The organism is Planctobacterium marinum, assembly GCF_036322805.1.
GTDB classification, from domain to species: domain Bacteria; phylum Pseudomonadota; class Gammaproteobacteria; order Enterobacterales; family Alteromonadaceae; genus Planctobacterium; species Planctobacterium marinum_A.
This window is the reverse complement of record NZ_AP027272.1, coordinates 436,389-454,851: the sequence shown is the minus strand read 5'-3', so window position 1 is coordinate 454,851 and position 18,463 is coordinate 436,389. Positions and strand designations below refer to the sequence as shown.

Sequence of the window (18,463 nt, the reverse complement as noted above, 5' to 3'; positions counted from 1 at the left end):
AAGACAGTGTAAAATATTAACCAAATCAAAATTGAAATACATCCTTTATTTTTCCTTTTCGGGCCTGCGAAAGCAGTTCAAAATCTTTCCAGAATAATTCAGATGCCTGCAAGTGTGCATTCAGAGCCAGGCTTCACCTGCAATCAGAAGAAGCGAGTTTGAGGTAAAAGCACCGCTTGTTATTGGAATTAATATGAGTACCTTTGATAAACTGCAAACACATTGAAAATAGACTCAAGCTGTGTGAACTCAAAAGCAAAACTCCATCCCAAAAATAAACACAATCAAGATTACAACTTTGATCGACTTTGCAAGGCGGTTCCTGAATTAGCCCGCTTTATAGTGAATAAACACGGCAAGCAAACTGTTGATTTTGCTAACCCGGCAGCAGTTAGGCTGCTCAATAAAGCGTTGCTCAAAGATGATTACGGTATTGAGCACTGGGATATACCTGAAAGCTCTTTGTGTCCTGCGATTCCGGGAAGAGTGGATTATGTTCATTACTTAGCGGACTTGCTTCATTCAACTTTTCAAAGCGAGTCTGGCCACAACAAAGCAAAAGTTTTAGATATCGGAACAGGTGCCAGCTGCATATATCCACTGCTTGGTTATAAGAGTTATGGCTGGCGTTTTGTGGCAACGGATATCGATTTCCAATCTATCAAAATTGCAAAACAGATCGTTAATGCTAACCACGGCTTACCAAAGGCCATCGAAGTGCGCCATCAAAAGCAGTCCCATCAAATATTCCATGGAATGATCAAAGCACATGACAAGTTCCATTTAACCATGTGTAACCCGCCTTTTCATGACTCGCCAGAACAAGCGGCTAAAGGTACGAACAGAAAGTGGCAAAACTTAGGAAAAGCTCAACAAAAGAATGTTCCTCCAACACTAAACTTTGCAGGTCGCGCCAATGAACTTTGGTGTAAAGGCGGGGAGCTTGCCTTTATTCGCAATATGGTGCGAGAAAGCCGCCACTATCAGCAGCAAGTGGCTTGGTTTACGTCACTGGTGTCTAAAAAAGACAATGTCAGTCCCATTAAACTCGCTCTGAAAAAGGCCAACGCCAAACAAATTAAAGTGGTAAAAATGTCGCAAGGGCAAAAGATAAGCCGCTTTATCGCCTGGAGTTTTTTAACGCCAGAGGAATTTACCAGATGGCATCTAAAAGGCTTGAAATAAAAGAGGCTTGGGCGGTTTAAAACGAATCGTCCCTTTTACTAACCCACCTGCTTTACAAGCCAACTAAACCAATCTGTAGATAGCTACCCACATCGCATTCATTGACTAGTTCAAGCAACAAAATGTCTTTATTTTTCATTGTTTTGTTTTTGCATAGAGGTACACTTAGGGTCTCGAACTTCTCTAGTGCTGGTTAAGTTGACTCGATTCCTCCACTTTTTTTTAGTCTTATCGCTACTGCTGCAAAGTAGTCTTACTGCGTTTGTTCAGCAAGATCAACTCGCCGCATTTCAGGATAGGATTCAGGGGGATATTGAGCTGATATGTACCGGTACACAAATGAAATGGATATCCTATAGCCTGACGGAGCAGGCCGGTGCTTTTGTTTTTGTGGATGCACCGGAAGAGTACCAAAACGCCTCCTTTGAGCACTTATGTCCTGTTGGGGAATATGCCGATATTCAACCTTTTACCAAACTATCGGAAACGGCGGTATTGGTAAACTTTCAGGTGTTTCGCGCTCTTATTGCTCGCCTGAATCAGCGCCCTTACACGCTATTTGCCTATCAAAGTCCACTATCCCGCGCTCCTCCTTCACTTATTTAATCACCCTAAAAAATTCAATCTTCTCGCATGCTGAAGCATAGGACGTTTCCGGCTTATTGCTGCGGGAATTCATCAGATTTTTATGCCCTTGAAGGGCAGGTAAAGGAATTAAATAAATGAAATTGCGTACCTCATTGATGGCTACAAGCCTAGCCTCTGCAATACTTTTCAGCCCTTTTTTACAAGCATCAGAAGAACACCTTGAGCACGTCAAAGTTCTGGGTCAAACCAATAACACCATAAGCTCGGTAGAGCTGGTTCCGGGTGACACCCACTCCCCGGATTTACGTGATGCACTAAAACGCCTTGCCGGTTTAAGCGGCAATGGCAATGGTCCCTTGTCCGCTATCGCCCAATACCGAGGTTTGTTTGGCAATCGAGTTCATGTCAGTGTCGAAGGCGGACCTGTGACAGGTGCCGGACCCAATGCCATGGACCCGCCCTTATCCAATGTCTTTGCCTTGCCTGGCAGCGAATTGAACTTGCATCGCGGAATCGCGCCTGTGTCTGTTGCCGCGCAATCACTCGGTGGTGCCATAGAAATCCAACAAAATGCCGATGCCCTATTCTCTGAACAAAGTAACTGGCAAGGTCAATTGACTTTGCAACACGGACAGTTAGGGGACGCCAGAAACCATAGTGGTGTGTTGGGTTATTACAGTGAAAACCTGTATCTGCAAACTTTTGCGCTGAGCCAGCAACGGGATGACATAGAAGATGGTAATGGAAACCTGGTGCCCAACAGTTTTTACGATCGACAAATGGCAGGCATTGCCGCAGGCTTTCGACATGGCGACCACCAATTGCAGGGTTATTACCATAAGGCTGATACCGACCACACGGGTACAGCCGCTTTGGCGATGGATATCCAATACATAGATGCTGCCATCTATCGGCTGTCTTATCATTGGCAGACTAACGCGCACCGTTCTCTGACGCTAAAGTTTCATGGCAATAGCAACCAACATGGTATGAACAACGTTGATTTTCGTCCCTCCACTATGCCTCAAATGGCCAGACTCAATACCGTGGATAGTCTTGCCAGGGGCTATTCTTTAGTATGGAAAGACAAACTGCTTAATGGCAACCTGGAAAGCGGCCTGAATTGGCACACAACTAAACACAACTCCGTTATTAGCAACCCGCAGATGGAAAATCTCACCATCAATAACTTCAATAATGTTGAGCAGCAGTTAAGCAGCGTATATGGTCAGTGGGACAGCGAACTGTTGGATTTCGAATGGTTAATTGGCGCCCGTTACACTCAGGTAAAAAGTGACGCCAGTGACGTTGCCAATACGATGGCCATGATGAATCCCAATATTGGTATCTTAGTAGACGACTTTAACAGCGCACAACGCAATCTGGACTTTAGTTTTGTCGATGCAAGCCTGCATTTAAGTGACGACATCAACAAACGTTTAAGCTGGCAACTGGCATTGGCACAAAAAAATCGCGCTCCAGCCTATACAGAGCTTTATGTTTGGTTACCTTTGGGGATCTCGGCGGGTTTAGCCGATGGCAGGAATTATTTAGGTAACCAGGAGCTTATAGAAGAGACAGCACATCAAATTGATTTGGGCCTTAACTACCGCACCAGTCGTTTAAGTATCATGCCGAGAATATTCTATCAGCGTATCGACGACTACATTGTTGGCGAGCCTTCCACTAACCAAACAGCCAACATGGTATCAATGATGATGAGTGGCGACAGCCCGCTGCAGTGGCAAAACACCGATGCCACCCTGTATGGTGCCGACCTGGAGCTAAATATGAGCATCTCCCCAACAATAACGCTCGATATGGCGGCATCGATTGTGCGAGGAGAGCGAGATGATATTGATGAGCCACTTTATCGCATATCACCCGCGACACTGGTAACCAGATTAAACTGGCAAAGTGGCGCCTGGAGCGCAACATTGGAATCCGAATTAGCCGCCAGCCAAACCCGTACCTCCAGCTTACAGAATGAAACACCCAGTGCGGGCTATGGTATCGTCAATGGCAATCTCTCTTATCAGTTTAATGAGTTCCTTACACTGACCGGGACGATTTCCAATCTATTTGATAAAGCCTGGCAACCTCATCTTGGCGGAGTGAATAGAATCCAGGGGATAGAGCAGCCAGCAGGCGAAAGGTTATTTGCCGAAGGTAGAAATGTTCATATCGGACTACAGGCTTCTTTCTAACCAAAAAATGGGCACGCACTGTGCCCATATCCCACCTTCATAGTCAGAATGGCTTGCGAGCGATAACAGAAAACGCATGCCAGTGTTTTTCACGTCCTGTCATAGTGGGATAGAGGCCGTTGCGCTCTTTTATCCCTATCACGTCAAACCCAGTAAATAATTGCTGCAGTTGAGCCTTGGTGAAAAATTTAGTAGAGGTTTTGTTTTTAGCATGATTGCTATCGTCGTCAACACCGAGAAAGTCACCACAAAACACACCCCCCGGCTCAAGCGCATCCTCTATGCGATGCCATACGCTATAAAAATGCGATTCCCTACAAAAAAACAAGGCTGAATTAGCAATGACAAGCCCTGCTTTCGGGTAGGCAAAGTCCTCAAAACTGGCCTGATACCAATGTAGTTTATCCGTTACGGGAGCGTTTTCGCGACAAAGTGCAATGGCGCGTTCGTCTTTGTCAAAGGCGTGGACTTCATAGCCTTTTTCCTGCAAGTAACGAGCATCATTGCCGACACCGCAGCCACAATCAATCGCCACAGAATACTGCGAATGGTTGTGCACAATAGCAGCTTCCACTATTTTGCTGTGGCCTTTTTGAATGCGCTTTTGGTAATAGTCATTCGTCATCGCCTTCATACTTATGGCCTCATCCGATATAAGCCAGTGCGCTAACACTGTTGCTTGTTAGAATTTGCGCCATGGTAAATGTTGGCATTAAGGCGCAACTAGGCATAATTAATAACCTCGTTGCCCATCAAAACCTCATGCTCTTTGAGCAACCTGCTTACATGAGCAAGTTTTTCGTCTGTTGCACTTTTGCTAAGACTCGCCATGATCAGTTGCTCCGATGCGGGTGATATCTCCGCAATGTGTTGCAACATTTTTTTCTCCGACCTTCCCCACGCTCTGTTCATCGCACAAAGATAAGTATAAAACCCACTAATAAGCTGAGCGTGAAGCAACTGGAATGTGGCAGCATTTTCCAGACTGTCTTGCATGTCCTGATAAAGAGTATTGATTCTGGACTTTAACCGCGTTGCAAAACCCGGATCATGTTGTGCTGCAGGACCAGACTGATAACGAGCCCTGGCGAGGCTTAATAGCTCAGTAGTCAGGTCTGGCGCATCGTATAACACCTTAGCTTCAAGCATTGCAGGCACGTAACAGACATGTCCTTTTTGCAACATTGTCCTGAACCGGCGAATACCAATATGAACAAGCTCAAAAGTACGCTGTCGTTGAATGAGATGTTTTTCATAGGCATGCGATTTAGACAAAAGCAACACATCTACATCGCTGTGCGGTTGGGCAGTTCCGCTAAAATAAGAGCCATAGCCGATAACACATTGCACCGGGGTCTGGCTTGCAAGCCGTTCTACGATCTCTTGCAATGAGTCCAGTGCCGACTCGCTATCTGGCAGTGCAATGTCTGAATTGGTTAACTGGATCATGCGTTTTGGGCCGGTGCTATCTGGGTGATTTTATGTTTTTCAGTAACATCCAATAATGTCTCGGAAGTTAACCGAAATATGCGATCCGCACTCTGAATGGTTTGCGGTCTGTGAGCGATTACAATACGCGTTATTTGCAACTTACATATTGCTTCACCAATAGAGCGTTCCACCCGCAGATCCAGGTTGCTGGTCGCTTCATCCATAATGAGAATAACCGGATTTTTGTACAAGGCTCGCGCCAACAAAATACGCTGCTTTTCTCCACCTGAGAGTCCTCCACCTTGATGACTGAGCAGGCTGTTGTAGCCCATTGGCTTACTCAAAATCATGCGATGAGCATGGGCAATTTGGGCACACTCTATCGCCTTTTTCACATCTGGTGTGGCATCGAAAAAAGTAATATTTTCGAGGATAGAGCCGGCATACAAACGATCATCCTGCATCACACTCGCCACATGCTCTCGGTAATTCTTCGCGCCGTAGCGGCGCAGATCGACACCATCCACCGACAGAGTTCCCTTACTCGGTTCAAGCAAACCCAACAGTATTTTCACTAAGGTAGATTTACCACTGCCCGACAAACCGGTAATTGCAATATATTCACCGCGTTGAACACTGAGATTGAGATTGCTGAAAACAGGGTCGGAAAACTCGTCGTATTGGTAGCTGACGTCTTTTAGTTCGATGTCGCCCTTAAATTTTGGGGGTTTGGGCGTAGCTGGCTCCCGAACAGGCTCCGTGAGTGCAATATCTGAGACTCGTTCAAGATGTAGACGCAACATTTTAAATTCCATTAATTTGTCAATCAACGAGCTGATACGGCTGATAAAAATACGTTTGTACGCTAAATAAGCCACTAACATACCGATTGTCGCCTGACCGGCAATAACGCTTAGAATAAACAGGTAAACCACCAGGATATTCTCCACACCAAAATTCAGGCCATTGATTAATCGATACCATTCTCTGGTTTTCTTCACTTTTAAGTTGCTGTTAACGTACTCGGAATTGAAATTCATCCATTGCGAAGATGCCCTGCTCTGCCCATCGAAGCCCATGATGGTCTGAATACCCTGAATACTCTCAATAAAATTGCTGCGTTCTCTCGCTCTGTCTTTGATTTCTTGTTCGTTCAATTGTCTAAAGCGCTTAAAGGCAATCACCCTGACTGCGGCGTAAATCGCAACAAAAAACAGCACCAGTGCAGTAATCCCGGCGTGATAGTAAAACATGGCAATCACCAGGGTGAGCGCCATCAGAGCATCAATAATAAGCGTAATCAGGCTGGATGTTAGAAAGTCTCTGACTTTGTTTAAGGAATCAAAACGGGTCACGATGTCGCCAACATCGCGCTTTTCAAAAAAGCTCAAGGGCAAACTCAAGAGATGTTTAAAAAGGCTACCCGACACCTGAATACTGAATAGTGATCCCAGGTGAAAAATGACAAATGATCGCAGTAGCGTGGCAATCTGTTGAAATACCAATACAAGGCCAAATGCAAATGCTATGACGATCAGTAAACTGCTGTCGTGGGTTGGTATAATACGATCTATTCCCACCTGCAAATAATAGGGCGCGAGCAAGGTAAAAAGTTGCAGAAACAAGGACAACCCAAACACTTTTGCCAAATTGCGTTTTAGCCCCGTGATTTGCTGCCAAAGCTGCCTGATGGAAAAGATCTCTTTCACTTCTTTTTTCACAAAGCTCTCACCGGGAAACAGCTCTAGCGCGACGCCGGTAAAAGATTTTCCAAACTCAGATAAGGAGATATGACGCACTCCCTGCCCGGGATCGTGTATCACAACATGTTTCGCTGTGACTTTTTTCAGCACCACAAAATGATTCATATTCCAGTGCAAAACACAGGGTAAGTTGATGTGCTTAATGGCGTCGATTTCAACTTTCAGAGGGCGCGCCACAAGACCGTTAACATGGGCAATATCCACGAGATTATCCAATGTCAAGCCCTGCGAGGAAACCTGATGTCTGCGCCGTAAACTGACCAGATTCTGATGGCTGCCGTGATAAGACAACATCATGGCGACACAAACCAGACCGCATTCAGCTATTTCAGACTGGAGATAAACAGGTAGCTTATTCATTTTGTCGTTGTTTCCCTACAGGCTATTCTTTAATTCGAGCAACGGGCTGAGCAGGTACATCAGGAATGTCTGCTGCTCCATGACAATATCAGCCTGCAATCTCAAGCCGCTTTTCAGCGGCACAGCACGTCCCTTGCCAACCATTTGCTGCTCTGCAAGTGAGGCTCTAACGCGATATACCGGCTCGGCAATATTCAACGGGTTGCTCCACTCGTCGGGCCGAAGCACACTTTGAGATATTTCGCTCACCTGGCCTTCGACATCGCCATATATCTGGTTTGGAAAAGCATCAAACCGGATGTACACATCCTGGCCTTCTTCGATAAAAGCGATAGCGCGCGAGGGTACAAGTAATTCAGCAAGCAGCTCACTGTTTGCTGGGGTAATCGTTAAAAGGGGAAATTGATTACTGACAAACTCGCCTTCTTTGGCCACGATGTTACTAACTATGCCGGCATTTCTTGCCTGAACTTCGTACTCAATTTCGTCGGACATAGAGAGTAAACTGCGAGTCAGCGCAGAAACTTCGGTGTCAATATCCAGTAGTAGTTTGCGCTTCTCCAGAGGTAAATTCTTACGCTGTTGTTCATTTTGCTGTTGCGAATTTTTAAGTCCCAGTAGGGTATTGAGCTGTTCCAGGTGTGATTCCTGTAAACGCAAATATTCTGCCTTGGATTGCGCAATATCCAGCTCAGATACGCCGCCCACCGTTGCCAGTGATTTTTGACTGGCAAGTGTTGCCTCAGACAATGCAATACGCTGTTCAATGATTGTGATTTTCTGATTCAGATTTTCAATTTTAGCCACAAGGCTCTCGGCTTCTTTCTGCAGTGACGCGGTGCGCAAATCTATATCCTCGATGGCATCACTTTTAGAAAGTTGCAGTGAGGCAAGCTGCTTTTCCAATTCCTGTTTCAACTGTTCGTCGTTGGAAGAACCATCAAGTCGGTGCGAATTACGGCGTATTATCGCTAGCGGCTGACCGACACTCACTGCATCGCCTTCATTCACTAATAGTGTTTTGATAATCGCATCCGAAGTGGGATATATCTTTACGACGGCTTGATCGTAAACCAGATAGCCGGTGACGGTTTTTTGATCTTTGAACTGTGCAATGGCGATGAACAATAAACTCGCGATAGCAATCACGCTAAAAAAGGTCAGTAGTAAATTGTAGGAAGGCGGCGTATTGAGCACCACCGAGCCATTTAACCTATTGTGATTATGCTCCAGCGCTTCTTTTCTAAATAAGGTTTGCAAGTTCATCGGGAACCAATCCTTTTAAGCGCATATTAGAGATAGGTTTGCGAAACACGATGCCTTCGGCATTGATTCGAGGGAAGCTCTCAGCTAAAACCTCCTGAGTTGTCGCGGCGATGAGTACCTGTTTTTCGCTGTGTGAGGCCTCGGCTAAGGTATTTATCTTCTGAGCGAGCTCGGGGAATTCCCGATTTAGATGTTGTGTGATTAGTCTTGGGTTATAAGCCGGTAAAACCTTTTGTTTCAAACACATTAGTTGATAAGCGCATTGTGTCCACTCACTCATGTAATGCAACATTTGCAGCTGCTCCTCAACTGCCGTGTTAGCTAATTTTCGCTCGAGATTCATTAGCCTGGCTTTAGTGGCGCAAATATGAGCATCAGTGGTCCAAAAACGCTGTTCTTGCCATTGGGTTTTAATCCACTCAAGGCATTGCTCAAGACTCCCGGTATCGTCTTTCAAGATCACCGCCTCATGCAAACTTTCACGCCAATGTGCCGCACCTTCAGATTTAGCGAAAGTAAAGATAAAATAGGGCAGCGAGCATATCGTGACATCCAGTGAATGCGCGTGATAAGGAAGGATTTTCTTGACGACATTTTGCGTAGGCATTATGGCAATCAAATCAACGTCACTGGTTTCCCCATGACGTCCCTCAAAAAAGCTACCAAGACCTAAAACCGCTTCCGCATTCACCAGATCCGGGTGCGCCAGAATAGTACTGCTACTCAATGACATAATTACTTTCTGCGCAGCGCCAGTATGTTTTCGCGCGAGTAGATTTCCGGGTACTCGTGATACCAACGGATAAATGTTTCCTTACCTAAGATGTCAAAAATCAATTCGTATTGTTTGCGCTTGCGCAACATACGGTCTTTTTTTGATTCAGCGCGTTGTTTGGCCGCTTCAGCTGCTGTGGTTGGTGCGTGGTGAATGTAGCGTCCGAAATAACGATGACAAAAACTAAAATAGTCCCCGGTGTAAAGTATGAAGGTGTGCCAGACCTCGTCGATGATCAACATGGCATTGTCAATATTACGCGAATTTTTGGTGTCCGGGTGGCAGCAGTACCAAAGCCATTTTACGCCTTCTTTGAATAATTCTTGTGCCGTTTCTTGCGTTATATCTAGCGCCTTTCGCAGGCCATCTACAACATTTTGATTTTCATATTGCAGGACCTCTTGCAAATCTGGAAATGGCTTTAAGTCCTGTACTTTTCGTGCTGATGCATTGACTTGCATTGTTTACCTCTGCGCGTTAACCACTAAAAATAAACGGGAGAAATGTGCTGTTGTTGCCCTTCTCCCTGTGCTTTAAAAAAATAAAAATGAAGTGTTTTCCGATGCCCATATCCGGACCAATGCCCGCCGTGCCATGAGTTTCGAACTCTCGGCATAAAAACGCCCGCATTGGGCTCAAAAGGCAGGGCTGAGACAGCCGAAAGCGAATCGTTCTCTTGCTTGTTATAAAGTTGAGTGCCTTGTGAAAACATCAACTCATCACTGTGTAGATAAACAACCATTACTGCGAGCTTAAAGGCCTGATCAATATGCGGCGCCATGGTGTAAGGCAGACTCTCATCGACCAATCGCACTCCCAGTTTTATCTCTGACGGGTGAATACCAGGAAACAACTGCCAGTGCTCAAAATACTGAATTGCCTGCTTTTTAATATTTGCTGCTTGTTGATGAACTGCATGCCAAAAAGACAACCAGAAATCCGCAGCTCTCTGATTTGATATTTGTTGCTCAAGACGTTCATTCAAAAACAGATGGTGTCGGATGCCTTTATCCCGAGCACCTTTACCCACCAAAAACATATCCTGTTGCTGCGGAAAAAATTGCAGCATATCTTGATGCAAATCAGCAGGTAAAACACAGCTTAACTGCGAATGTAAAAAGGGGGCGCGAAGCGTCCGGGCTCCTTTTAAGGCAGCTGAAAACCAATCCATAACACTATCCTTGAATTGACGAATAAATATCGTGCAGCGCCTTTATTTAATCGAGTGATACAACTTTTTTACTCTCGAGCACATATTCAATTTCGTCATCCAACCTTTTCAACAAATTGATATCGGCTTTTTCCTCTATCTCGTCAATACTGACCTGATAGTGTTGTAAGTTATCATTGATAATATCGCGATGATTAGGTATCAAATATGCGAACGCCTCATTGCTGGCAGGTAGATAGAACACTTTCCACAAGTGGCTCGGCACAGCAATGCCATTCTGGCCGAAATAGTCATCAATAGTTTGATAAATACCACCTGAAGCAACGTGAAGGGTTGAGTGTTTTTCAAACAGATGGACTTCTTTTTGGTTTAACTTAAGCCAAAGTGCCTGTGCTGATTCTGATCTCACGGGAACAACGCCAAACATGGCAAATGTTTGCGCTTTTGCCAGAGTACTAAACTCTATGGTGTCGGGGTTAGCCAGCTGCGCGATGTACCAGTTAGAACCGTTGAACTCTTCAGGCTCAGCCTGGTAAGCCAGAGGGATGTTCTGGTTAGTGCGAAAGATATAATTTTTTTGAGTCTTATCCTTTAAGGCATTGGGTGATTGGTCTTTCAGTTGCAGTTGATATGAAACCCAATCAGGTGCTCTATTTTGATAGTTGTATCCCACGGCAAATCCTTTACCACAGAATAAATGATCACTACTTTTGGGTATCCCCATTGCCAAATGAGAACAGGCAAAAGCAAATCCAGAAGAAAACATCAAAACAACTACAATCAATAATTTTTTAACCATACTAAAAAATAAATCTAATATTTGAATGAATAAAGCAATAAAAGCCAGTGCGCGCTACTGACTTTGCTTCCTTAAAGTAGCTAACAGAGCCCTAGTTGCTCCAGCGACCGCACCAGTCAGCGCAATCATCCAGGCCACAGGTTTCAACCCAATCCGAGCAGTTGTCGTTACAGCCACCAGTGCAACTTCCGTCACATCCTGTAGGCTCACCACAATTACCACCAGCTACATTTTTTAGTAGCGCTGAGTCGATAAGTTCAACTTTGGACTGCTCCATCAGTTGTTCTTTAACGTTTTCCATTTGTATTTCCTTTAAACACTATAAAAATAGATTTATCAGTATGTCTATACAGGCTCAATATCAAAAATTTTGACACCTCAACTGGACTGACCACCTGAAAATAGCACAATGGAGAATTGAGATCTAGCGGTAATTTTTTTCAACTATTATCGAGATGGGAAACCGTAGAATGGGTAGCAGGGATGTATTTCAGCACACAATGGATTGTGTGCCGTATCGCACAGTTCGATATGAAGATTGTTTTTATTCTTGTTCGAGGCCAACGCAAATGGTGAGGTTACTCATGCCATCGAATCATAGTCAGCACGAGCTTGTTTAATCTTTTCGTGATGATGCTCTGCCCAGGAAACCAGCTGATAAAGGGGCTTCACTATCTCCCTACCCATCTCTGTCAGCTCGTATTCCACCCTCACAGGTACCTCGGGGAACACTGTCCGATTGACGTAGCCTTCGCGCTCAAGATCCCGTAATGTTTGAGTGAGCATACGTTGTGAAATACCTACGATGCGGGACTTTAAAGAATTGAAACGATCCTCACCATCCACCAGCGCAAATAAAATTAGCATCGACCATTTATCACCAATTTGCGCGATGACATTACGAATCGGGCAATCTTCATTGTTGTGAAATACCCGACGTTCATTTTTATCTGCCACTTTCGCTCTCTCCCGAATATGATTTTCACTGACCACAGGTTACCAAAATGTAATTTACGTCTGTTTTTGTGCCTAATTGCAAGCCAATTAGCAATACTCTACCATAGTATACATTAGTAACTAGCACTAACTATTTATACCTTTGGAGAGACGCATGTTAAAACCTATATTTGCAATCGCGCTGCTGTTGATGAGCACTTCATTGCTAGCACAAAACAATGACGCCCCGATAATAAACTTGCATGCACTACAAAAACCTCACTGGTCTGCGGAAGATCGGAAAAACGTTAATACCGTGGCGGATTTTGTGCAAAATCTAATGAATAACCACAACTTTGACTACATCCTTAAAAACTACAACGATAGCGCTTATGTTCAGCACAATCGCAACCTACCGGACAAAATTACCGGGCTTGTTGGTTTCTTACAGGAGTTTGTCAGCGATTATCCCGGCTATTCCTACGATGTAAAACACATCTATGTGGATGGTGATCACGTGATATTCCATAGCCATGCAACTTTAAAGGAAGAGCACAGAGGCAATGATCAAAAAGGCATGAACATTGTGGATATATGGCGTTTGGAAGATGGTCGAATTGTAGAGCACTGGGACTCGATTCAAGCCCTGGACAGCTTTATGCGCTTCTATGCCTTGGTGAGTGGCGGCAATATCGAGAATGACAACGGTGTGTTCTAAAGACTTTACCTTAACCGCTTCAATAAAATAATATTAATTATTCAAGGCTTAAAAAGCAGCTACTCTTTGGTTAGTCAAAATTACTACTTTATCAGAATGACTTCCTGTCTACATTATTATGCAACTTTCTCATAAGAAGAATGACTGATTTTTATGATAAATAAACACATAAAAAGAAAAAAACAGAGTTAAATTCCAACCAAAAGAAACTTTTTATAAATATTTTTTATTTGCCAAATATCAAATATCATCTAAGTTAAATATAGAGTCACAACAAGGAAGTTTCATGAAGCTAACACGAACAGCCGTAATTCTGGGCATTTCTCTGCTTGCAGGGTGCGCACAGGTACCTCCTTCTTCGGTAACTGTTTCCCAATCCATTGGCAATGATGTTTTATCTATGAGTCAGGCTCATAGTGCCTTCGTTAACGCTTATTTCGATTCATTAGAAAAAGAAATAAACTTTTACATAGACCATACCTATGCTCCAGAACTCATCGCTGCGGCGGTAAGAGAAGACAAAAAGCGCTTCGATACCCCTGCAGATCAGGATGCGTCGGTTATTTTTGCTGTTCAGGAAGCGTTTGTTAATGTCAAAGATAAAACGGACTCACAAATTGCGGAAGATGTAGATGCGGCAATGTTAGGAATGAGGTATTTCATCGAAATAATCAATGAAGATATTGTCAAGCGCCGAAATTTACTACTGAATCCAGTTAAGACAAAACGTGCCGAACTTCTCAATTCAATCCAGAGTAACTATCAAAATATTATTCACAAAAGCTCAACCATTACCGGCTTGTTATCAAGTGTGGTTGAAATCCATCAAGCTCAGAATGAAATTCTAACTGAGCTGGGATTCGAGGAGGGCTTAAGAGAAAAAGTAGGCACTAGCCTGACTGAGTTATCCGGGGCCGTGAATGAATTTAGAAGAAAGATTGAAGCCGGTAACAATTCCGTTGAAAAGATTGAAGAATATATCGATGAGTTTTCTACCAAATTATCAAGCATCGATAAGAATTAGGAGAGAGATAGCATGCCTTTTAATCCAGAAAAAATGCGTAAAAAGCATATGCAATTCGTTGAAACACATGGTGATGAATTAATATCAAAGCTAGGTGAAGAAATAGAATATTTACAAGGTTTTGATGAGTCTTTATTGACCGAGTATAGCGGTACAACCGAACAGCTCAACGACATCCTTACAGAACTTGAAACCGCCATGAACCAAAATTTAACACAAGCTCAGTTAAAGCAAAACTTAATAAATCTTGGCGACAGCACATACCAGCTAGCACGCAAGATAACAGATTTAATCCCTTAACCGTTTAATTTTTATTAATAGAGTAATAAATTATAATTTTATAACGAATAGTTAATGGAGCACCCATATGCCTTCGACAGGTCAAAAAAACACCGGTGGCAGCAATAGTGAATGGCGTAGTACCAGAACCTGGATTGCCTTAATCGTTGTTGGCTTGTCTATTTTGGGAACACTAATACTCAGCTCTGTAATGATTATGACTGCAGGTGAAAACAAAAGTGAAACAGCACAACAAGTTTTGATCGCAGTATTGCCATTATTGGGCACGTGGGTAGGCACGGTCCTGGCATTTTACTTTTCCAAGGATAACTTCGAAGCTGCTACACGCAGCACCAAAGAATTGCTGGGAGTAAATCAAAAGTTAGCTTCGATCCTCGCAGAGGAAGTAATGATCAGAAGTTCTGAAATACAATTCACAAAGCAGGAAAATGGCAAAGTCGTGATAGTGAAAAGTATTGAGGAGAACAAACAAAACAATAAAGGCCAACGCATACCTGTAATCAATACTGATGGAAGTGCCAAATATGTTATTCATCGCAGTATTTTAAACGACTACCTTGCTAGTCAGGCACTGGCAGGTAAACACAAAGATGAGCTGGAACAACTCACGCTTAAAAATTTGATTGTCGATAAAAAAGATATTGAAGATATTATCAGCAACTTCGGCACTGTTAAGCCAAATGATACTTTAAGCAAAGTTAAATCAGTCATGGAAAGTGAAGAAAGCAGACAGGATGTTTTTGTGACCGACAATGGATTGCGAGGTGGAAAGGTTGTCGGGTGGATCACCAATCGTATACTTGATGAAAACTCTGTCGTCTAATTTAAAAGTTACCTGACAACTTTCAGTATTTACATGGCACGGTGCTTAACCTCACACTGTGCCCGTTTATTTTTTATTATAAATATCCATTGATAATAACTTACCCTTTAATAGCAAAATTCACATCAAATAAAACAATTAAAATTCAGATTAAAAGCTCTAAATAAAAATAAAAATCAAACAAATTGGTAAAAATAAAACTCACAACTAAGCTTGTATTTATCTATCCCTTGAAAAGACAAATACTGTTATGAACACTGAATTTAACCGTCGCATTGCATTAAAAATGTTGGCCTCTTTAATGGCAAGCGCCGCCCTTTCTGGTTGTACTAGCTCACAAAGAGAATCAGATTGTAAAAATTATCAATTTGCTCACTTTAATGCTCCAAATTCAGACGCTTTAAAATTAACCCCTGTTTGGGACATGCATGCCCATTTTTTTAATGCAACCGATTTATTAACCGTGCAATATATAATGGGTCCTGTTTTAAATGATTACTTGGGTAATTCATTCCCGTTTACTCGAGTTCTTCTTACAAGGGTAGCTTCAGGTATATTGGGCGTACTACTTAACAAAAAGGAACAAATCCAGGCCAGCGAGGAATTAAAATGGCTCAACTCTTCCGTAGCTTGCTCTCCTGGTGCCGAATATGGCAAGGTATCGAAAGAATTCTTTGATGTCGTTAGTGAAGAGGATCACCAAAAATCGTTAACGACAAACCGTGAAGCCCCCGGAATGAGTTTCAATGCCCTGTTAAACGCTTCCGCAAGAGAGTTACAAGGTGGCTTTGAAAAATCTAACAAATTGCGTTTTCAACAAAATCCAGAGATTGAATTTACTGAAGATACCATCTTAAATGCTATCGTGGGAAATAGTATTTATGAACAGCAAAAAGGGCTAAAAAGTCGTTTTCGAAGCTACTCCCGTTGCCCGGATGACCCCGGATTTTTTAGTCGTATTTTTGCTTTTGCAGGTCGAGCTTTGGTCAGACGCAGTACTAATATCCAGGACTATTACGACAGATACAGCCGCGAACCTTTATACAACGGAGCTGGCGTTAGGCATGTGATGAATATAGGCTGTGATTTCGACTTTTTCCTTTCGGACATTGGAAAGCTCTCCTTTCCTCATAATCAGGCAATATCACCGATAAAAGATCAAATTGCCGTGAATGAAAAGCTTTGGGAGCATACTAACGGCTTCGCTATACCCGTATTGGGTGTCAATCCTTACAAAGCTTTTTACGATGATGATTATTGTGCACAAGTGGATGGTGCGCTTGCTCGAGGAGTTTACAAAGGGGTCAAGCTTTACCCTAGTATTGGCTATTCAGTGACAGGAAAGCTGCGTTCAAAGCTGCACGATTTTAAGTTCCAAGGTAAGGGAATAACGGAACTACAACTGCAAAAAGGTATCAATAAGCTGCTAGATATTGTGCAAAATCGAAAAGGCTATGTCACATCGCACACAACTTATTCAAAGGGAGCAGAGTCCGGCGCAGAAGCCTTAGCAGATTCTAAATACTGGGGTGAAGTGCTCAAAGAGCGTCCTGATTTACGGGTGAACTTCGGGCATATGGGAGATACAGCAGATCGAATTAGTGATAGCTGGCGAACCGGATTTCTGGATTTGATGCTGAAGTACGATAATGTTTATGCCGACTTTGGTTATCACGAATATGCCAATTACACCAAGTTAAAAAGCGATCTACAATTTCTCAAGAATTATCAAGGCATGGATAGCAATAAGTTATTCCAACGCATTACCTATGGCTCAGACTGGTTCATGATTTCCAAAGATAAGGGAGCAAACGCCTACTTATGCAGTACAATTACCAACTTCAGAAAAGCTATTACTGAAAATTTGCTCGATGAAAAGGACTACCAAGGCGTTTTTTACGGCAATGCCAGTCAATTTTTGACGGGTCGCGGAGCAATCGACGTGTAATATCTTTACTTTTGAATGGCTGACCTTTTGAAATGTTATAGGCCAAAAACTGTATTGTTGTGATTATTCATTTAACCAGATGTGCCATGACCACAACAATACAGTAGAATGATGACAAGTAAGAGTTAGCGGGAAGCAAAAGTGGCGTTACAGTGGTTTCCGGGGCATATGCACAAAGCCCTGAAAGAGATTAAAGAATCTTTGAGTCAGGTGGATATCCTGATCGAGGTATTGGACGCGCGTATACCCTACTCCAGTGAAAACCCTGAGATCGCCAAAATCCGTGGTGATAAGCCCTGCCTGAAAATACTCAATAAGTTTGATCTGGCCGATCCGGACATCACCCGACAATGGCAAGACGAGTTGGAAAGTCAGCGCGGCGTTTTCACTATAACCACATCCAACGAGAAACCCGCCGAAAGCAAACAGATTTTGGGGCTTATTCGCAAGCACTGTGCGGCAAAAGATGCCTCGGTGAAATCCATCAATGCCATGATCACCGGTATTCCTAACGTGGGTAAGTCTACCCTGATTAATATCCTGGCGGACCGTATTATTGCAAAAACAGGCAACGAGCCTGCGGTCACCAAAAGCCAGCAACGCATCAACCTGGGCAGTGGTATCGTGCTCTTTGATACTCCCGGCGTATTATGGCCGAAAGTGGAAAACCCCAACTCAATCTATCGCCTTGCCGCCTCAGGAGCCGTGAAAAATACCGCAATGGAATATGATGATGTCGGCTTTTTTGCCGCCGACTATCTGATCAAGGCCTATCCAACACTGTTACAAGATCGTTATAAATTGGATGAAATTGCAGAAACCGAAATTGCGTTTCTGGAAGCTGCGGCGAAACAGCGGGGAGCTATCATGGCAGGTGGCCGGGTAAATTTACACAAGATCTGCGAAATACTACTTACCGAATTGCAATCAGGGAAACTGGGGCGCATTAGCCTGGAAACGCCGGAAATGGTAGCTCAGGAAAAACTCGACATGATAGCCGCAGCGGAGAAAAAAGCAGCCGCCAAAGCTAAGCGCAAGCAGCGTTTTAAAGAGGGTTCGTTAACACCAGACAAACGCGACCGCAAGGAAAAGCGCACCGAAAAGCGCGAAGCGCAAAGTCAGCGCATGAAGCAAGGTCGCTAAACATCTTATAGGCCAATAAAGAAATC

At 43.5% G+C, this 18,463-nt stretch carries 19 protein-coding genes; 9 read left to right on the top strand and 10 right to left on the bottom strand.

What is annotated here, in order from left to right:
- Positions 1 to 243 precede the first annotated feature (243 nt).
- The 3 genes from rlmF (at position 244) to AABA75_RS01985 (ending at position 3,980) form a co-directional block, all read left to right on the top strand.
- The gene (rlmF, locus tag AABA75_RS01995; RefSeq protein ID WP_338290742.1) at positions 244 to 1,185 is read left to right on the top strand and encodes a 23S rRNA (adenine(1618)-N(6))-methyltransferase RlmF; all 942 of its coding nucleotides are present in this window, start codon (positions 244 to 246) and stop codon (positions 1,183 to 1,185) included.
- Between the two features lie 339 nt (positions 1,186 to 1,524).
- Positions 1,525 to 1,791, top strand: a complete 267-nt coding sequence (locus AABA75_RS01990) for a hypothetical protein (protein ID WP_338290741.1) — start codon at positions 1,525 to 1,527, stop codon at positions 1,789 to 1,791.
- A 116-nt stretch (positions 1,792 to 1,907) separates the two neighbouring features.
- Entirely contained in the window at positions 1,908 to 3,980 is a 2,073-nt protein-coding gene (locus tag AABA75_RS01985) for a TonB-dependent receptor plug domain-containing protein (RefSeq protein ID WP_338290739.1), read from the top strand.
- Positions 3,981 to 4,023: 43 nt separating this feature from the next.
- Here the strand turns inward: AABA75_RS01985 and AABA75_RS01980 are convergent, their stop codons facing one another.
- From AABA75_RS01980 to AABA75_RS01935, 10 genes are all read right to left on the bottom strand, one after another.
- The gene (locus AABA75_RS01980) at positions 4,024 to 4,614 is read right to left on the bottom strand and encodes a class I SAM-dependent methyltransferase (protein ID WP_338290738.1); all 591 of its coding nucleotides are present in this window, start codon (positions 4,612 to 4,614) and stop codon (positions 4,024 to 4,026) included.
- Between the two features lie 89 nt (positions 4,615 to 4,703).
- Positions 4,704 to 5,429, bottom strand: a complete 726-nt coding sequence (locus tag AABA75_RS01975; RefSeq protein WP_338290737.1) for a nucleotidyltransferase domain-containing protein — start codon at positions 5,427 to 5,429, stop codon at positions 4,704 to 4,706.
- Complete coding sequence (locus AABA75_RS01970) at positions 5,426 to 7,534, bottom strand: peptidase domain-containing ABC transporter (RefSeq protein ID WP_338290736.1); 2,109 nt, start codon at positions 7,532 to 7,534, stop codon at positions 5,426 to 5,428. Before AABA75_RS01970 ends, AABA75_RS01975 begins: the two co-directional genes overlap by 4 nt.
- 15 nt (positions 7,535 to 7,549) lie before the next feature.
- A complete protein-coding gene (locus tag AABA75_RS01965) occupies positions 7,550 to 8,800 on the bottom strand; it encodes an HlyD family secretion protein (protein ID WP_338290734.1) in 1,251 nt (416 codons plus the stop codon).
- Positions 8,778 to 9,533: a hypothetical protein gene (locus tag AABA75_RS01960; protein ID WP_338290732.1), complete on the bottom strand. Its 756-nt coding sequence runs from the start codon at positions 9,531 to 9,533 to the stop codon at positions 8,778 to 8,780. The genes AABA75_RS01965 and AABA75_RS01960 overlap by 23 nt, the downstream gene beginning before the upstream one ends.
- A 2-nt stretch (positions 9,534 to 9,535) precedes the next feature.
- Positions 9,536 to 10,036: a hypothetical protein gene (locus tag AABA75_RS01955; protein ID WP_338290731.1), complete on the bottom strand. Its 501-nt coding sequence runs from the start codon at positions 10,034 to 10,036 to the stop codon at positions 9,536 to 9,538.
- A gap of 23 nt (positions 10,037 to 10,059) precedes the next feature.
- Positions 10,060 to 10,746, bottom strand: coding sequence for a hypothetical protein (locus AABA75_RS01950; RefSeq protein ID WP_338290730.1), 687 nt, complete (start codon positions 10,744 to 10,746; stop codon positions 10,060 to 10,062).
- A 46-nt stretch (positions 10,747 to 10,792) separates the two neighbouring features.
- On the bottom strand, positions 10,793 to 11,545 hold the full coding sequence (locus tag AABA75_RS01945; protein WP_338290729.1) for a DNA/RNA non-specific endonuclease: 753 nt from the start codon (positions 11,543 to 11,545) through the stop codon (positions 10,793 to 10,795).
- 91 nt (positions 11,546 to 11,636) lie between these two features.
- Positions 11,637 to 11,846, bottom strand: coding sequence for a hypothetical protein (locus AABA75_RS01940; RefSeq protein WP_338290728.1), 210 nt, complete (start codon positions 11,844 to 11,846; stop codon positions 11,637 to 11,639).
- A gap of 281 nt (positions 11,847 to 12,127) precedes the next feature.
- Positions 12,128 to 12,502, bottom strand: a complete 375-nt coding sequence (locus AABA75_RS01935) for a winged helix-turn-helix transcriptional regulator (RefSeq protein ID WP_338290726.1) — start codon at positions 12,500 to 12,502, stop codon at positions 12,128 to 12,130.
- A gap of 154 nt (positions 12,503 to 12,656) precedes the next feature.
- Between AABA75_RS01935 and AABA75_RS01930 the strand changes: the two genes are divergently transcribed.
- From AABA75_RS01930 to ylqF, 6 genes are all read left to right on the top strand, one after another.
- Positions 12,657 to 13,199 carry a nuclear transport factor 2 family protein gene (locus AABA75_RS01930; protein WP_338290724.1) on the top strand — a complete coding sequence of 181 codons (543 nt, stop codon included), beginning with the start codon at positions 12,657 to 12,659 and terminating at the stop codon, positions 13,197 to 13,199.
- Between the two features lie 286 nt (positions 13,200 to 13,485).
- Positions 13,486 to 14,223 (top strand): hypothetical protein, encoded by a 738-nt coding sequence (locus AABA75_RS01925; RefSeq protein ID WP_338290722.1) that lies wholly within the window; start codon positions 13,486 to 13,488, stop codon positions 14,221 to 14,223.
- A gap of 12 nt (positions 14,224 to 14,235) precedes the next feature.
- A complete protein-coding gene (locus tag AABA75_RS01920; protein WP_338290721.1) occupies positions 14,236 to 14,523 on the top strand; it encodes a hypothetical protein in 288 nt (95 codons plus the stop codon).
- 196 nt (positions 14,524 to 14,719) lie between these two features.
- On the top strand, positions 14,720 to 15,346 hold the full coding sequence (locus AABA75_RS01915) for a hypothetical protein (protein WP_338290720.1): 627 nt from the start codon (positions 14,720 to 14,722) through the stop codon (positions 15,344 to 15,346).
- Positions 15,347 to 15,596: 250 nt separating this feature from the next.
- Positions 15,597 to 17,294 (top strand): hypothetical protein, encoded by a 1,698-nt coding sequence (locus AABA75_RS01910; RefSeq protein ID WP_338290719.1) that lies wholly within the window; start codon positions 15,597 to 15,599, stop codon positions 17,292 to 17,294.
- A 141-nt stretch (positions 17,295 to 17,435) separates the two neighbouring features.
- A complete protein-coding gene (ylqF, locus tag AABA75_RS01905) occupies positions 17,436 to 18,437 on the top strand; it encodes a ribosome biogenesis GTPase YlqF (RefSeq protein ID WP_338290717.1) in 1,002 nt (333 codons plus the stop codon).
- The last annotated feature ends 26 nt before the right edge of the window (positions 18,438 to 18,463 follow it).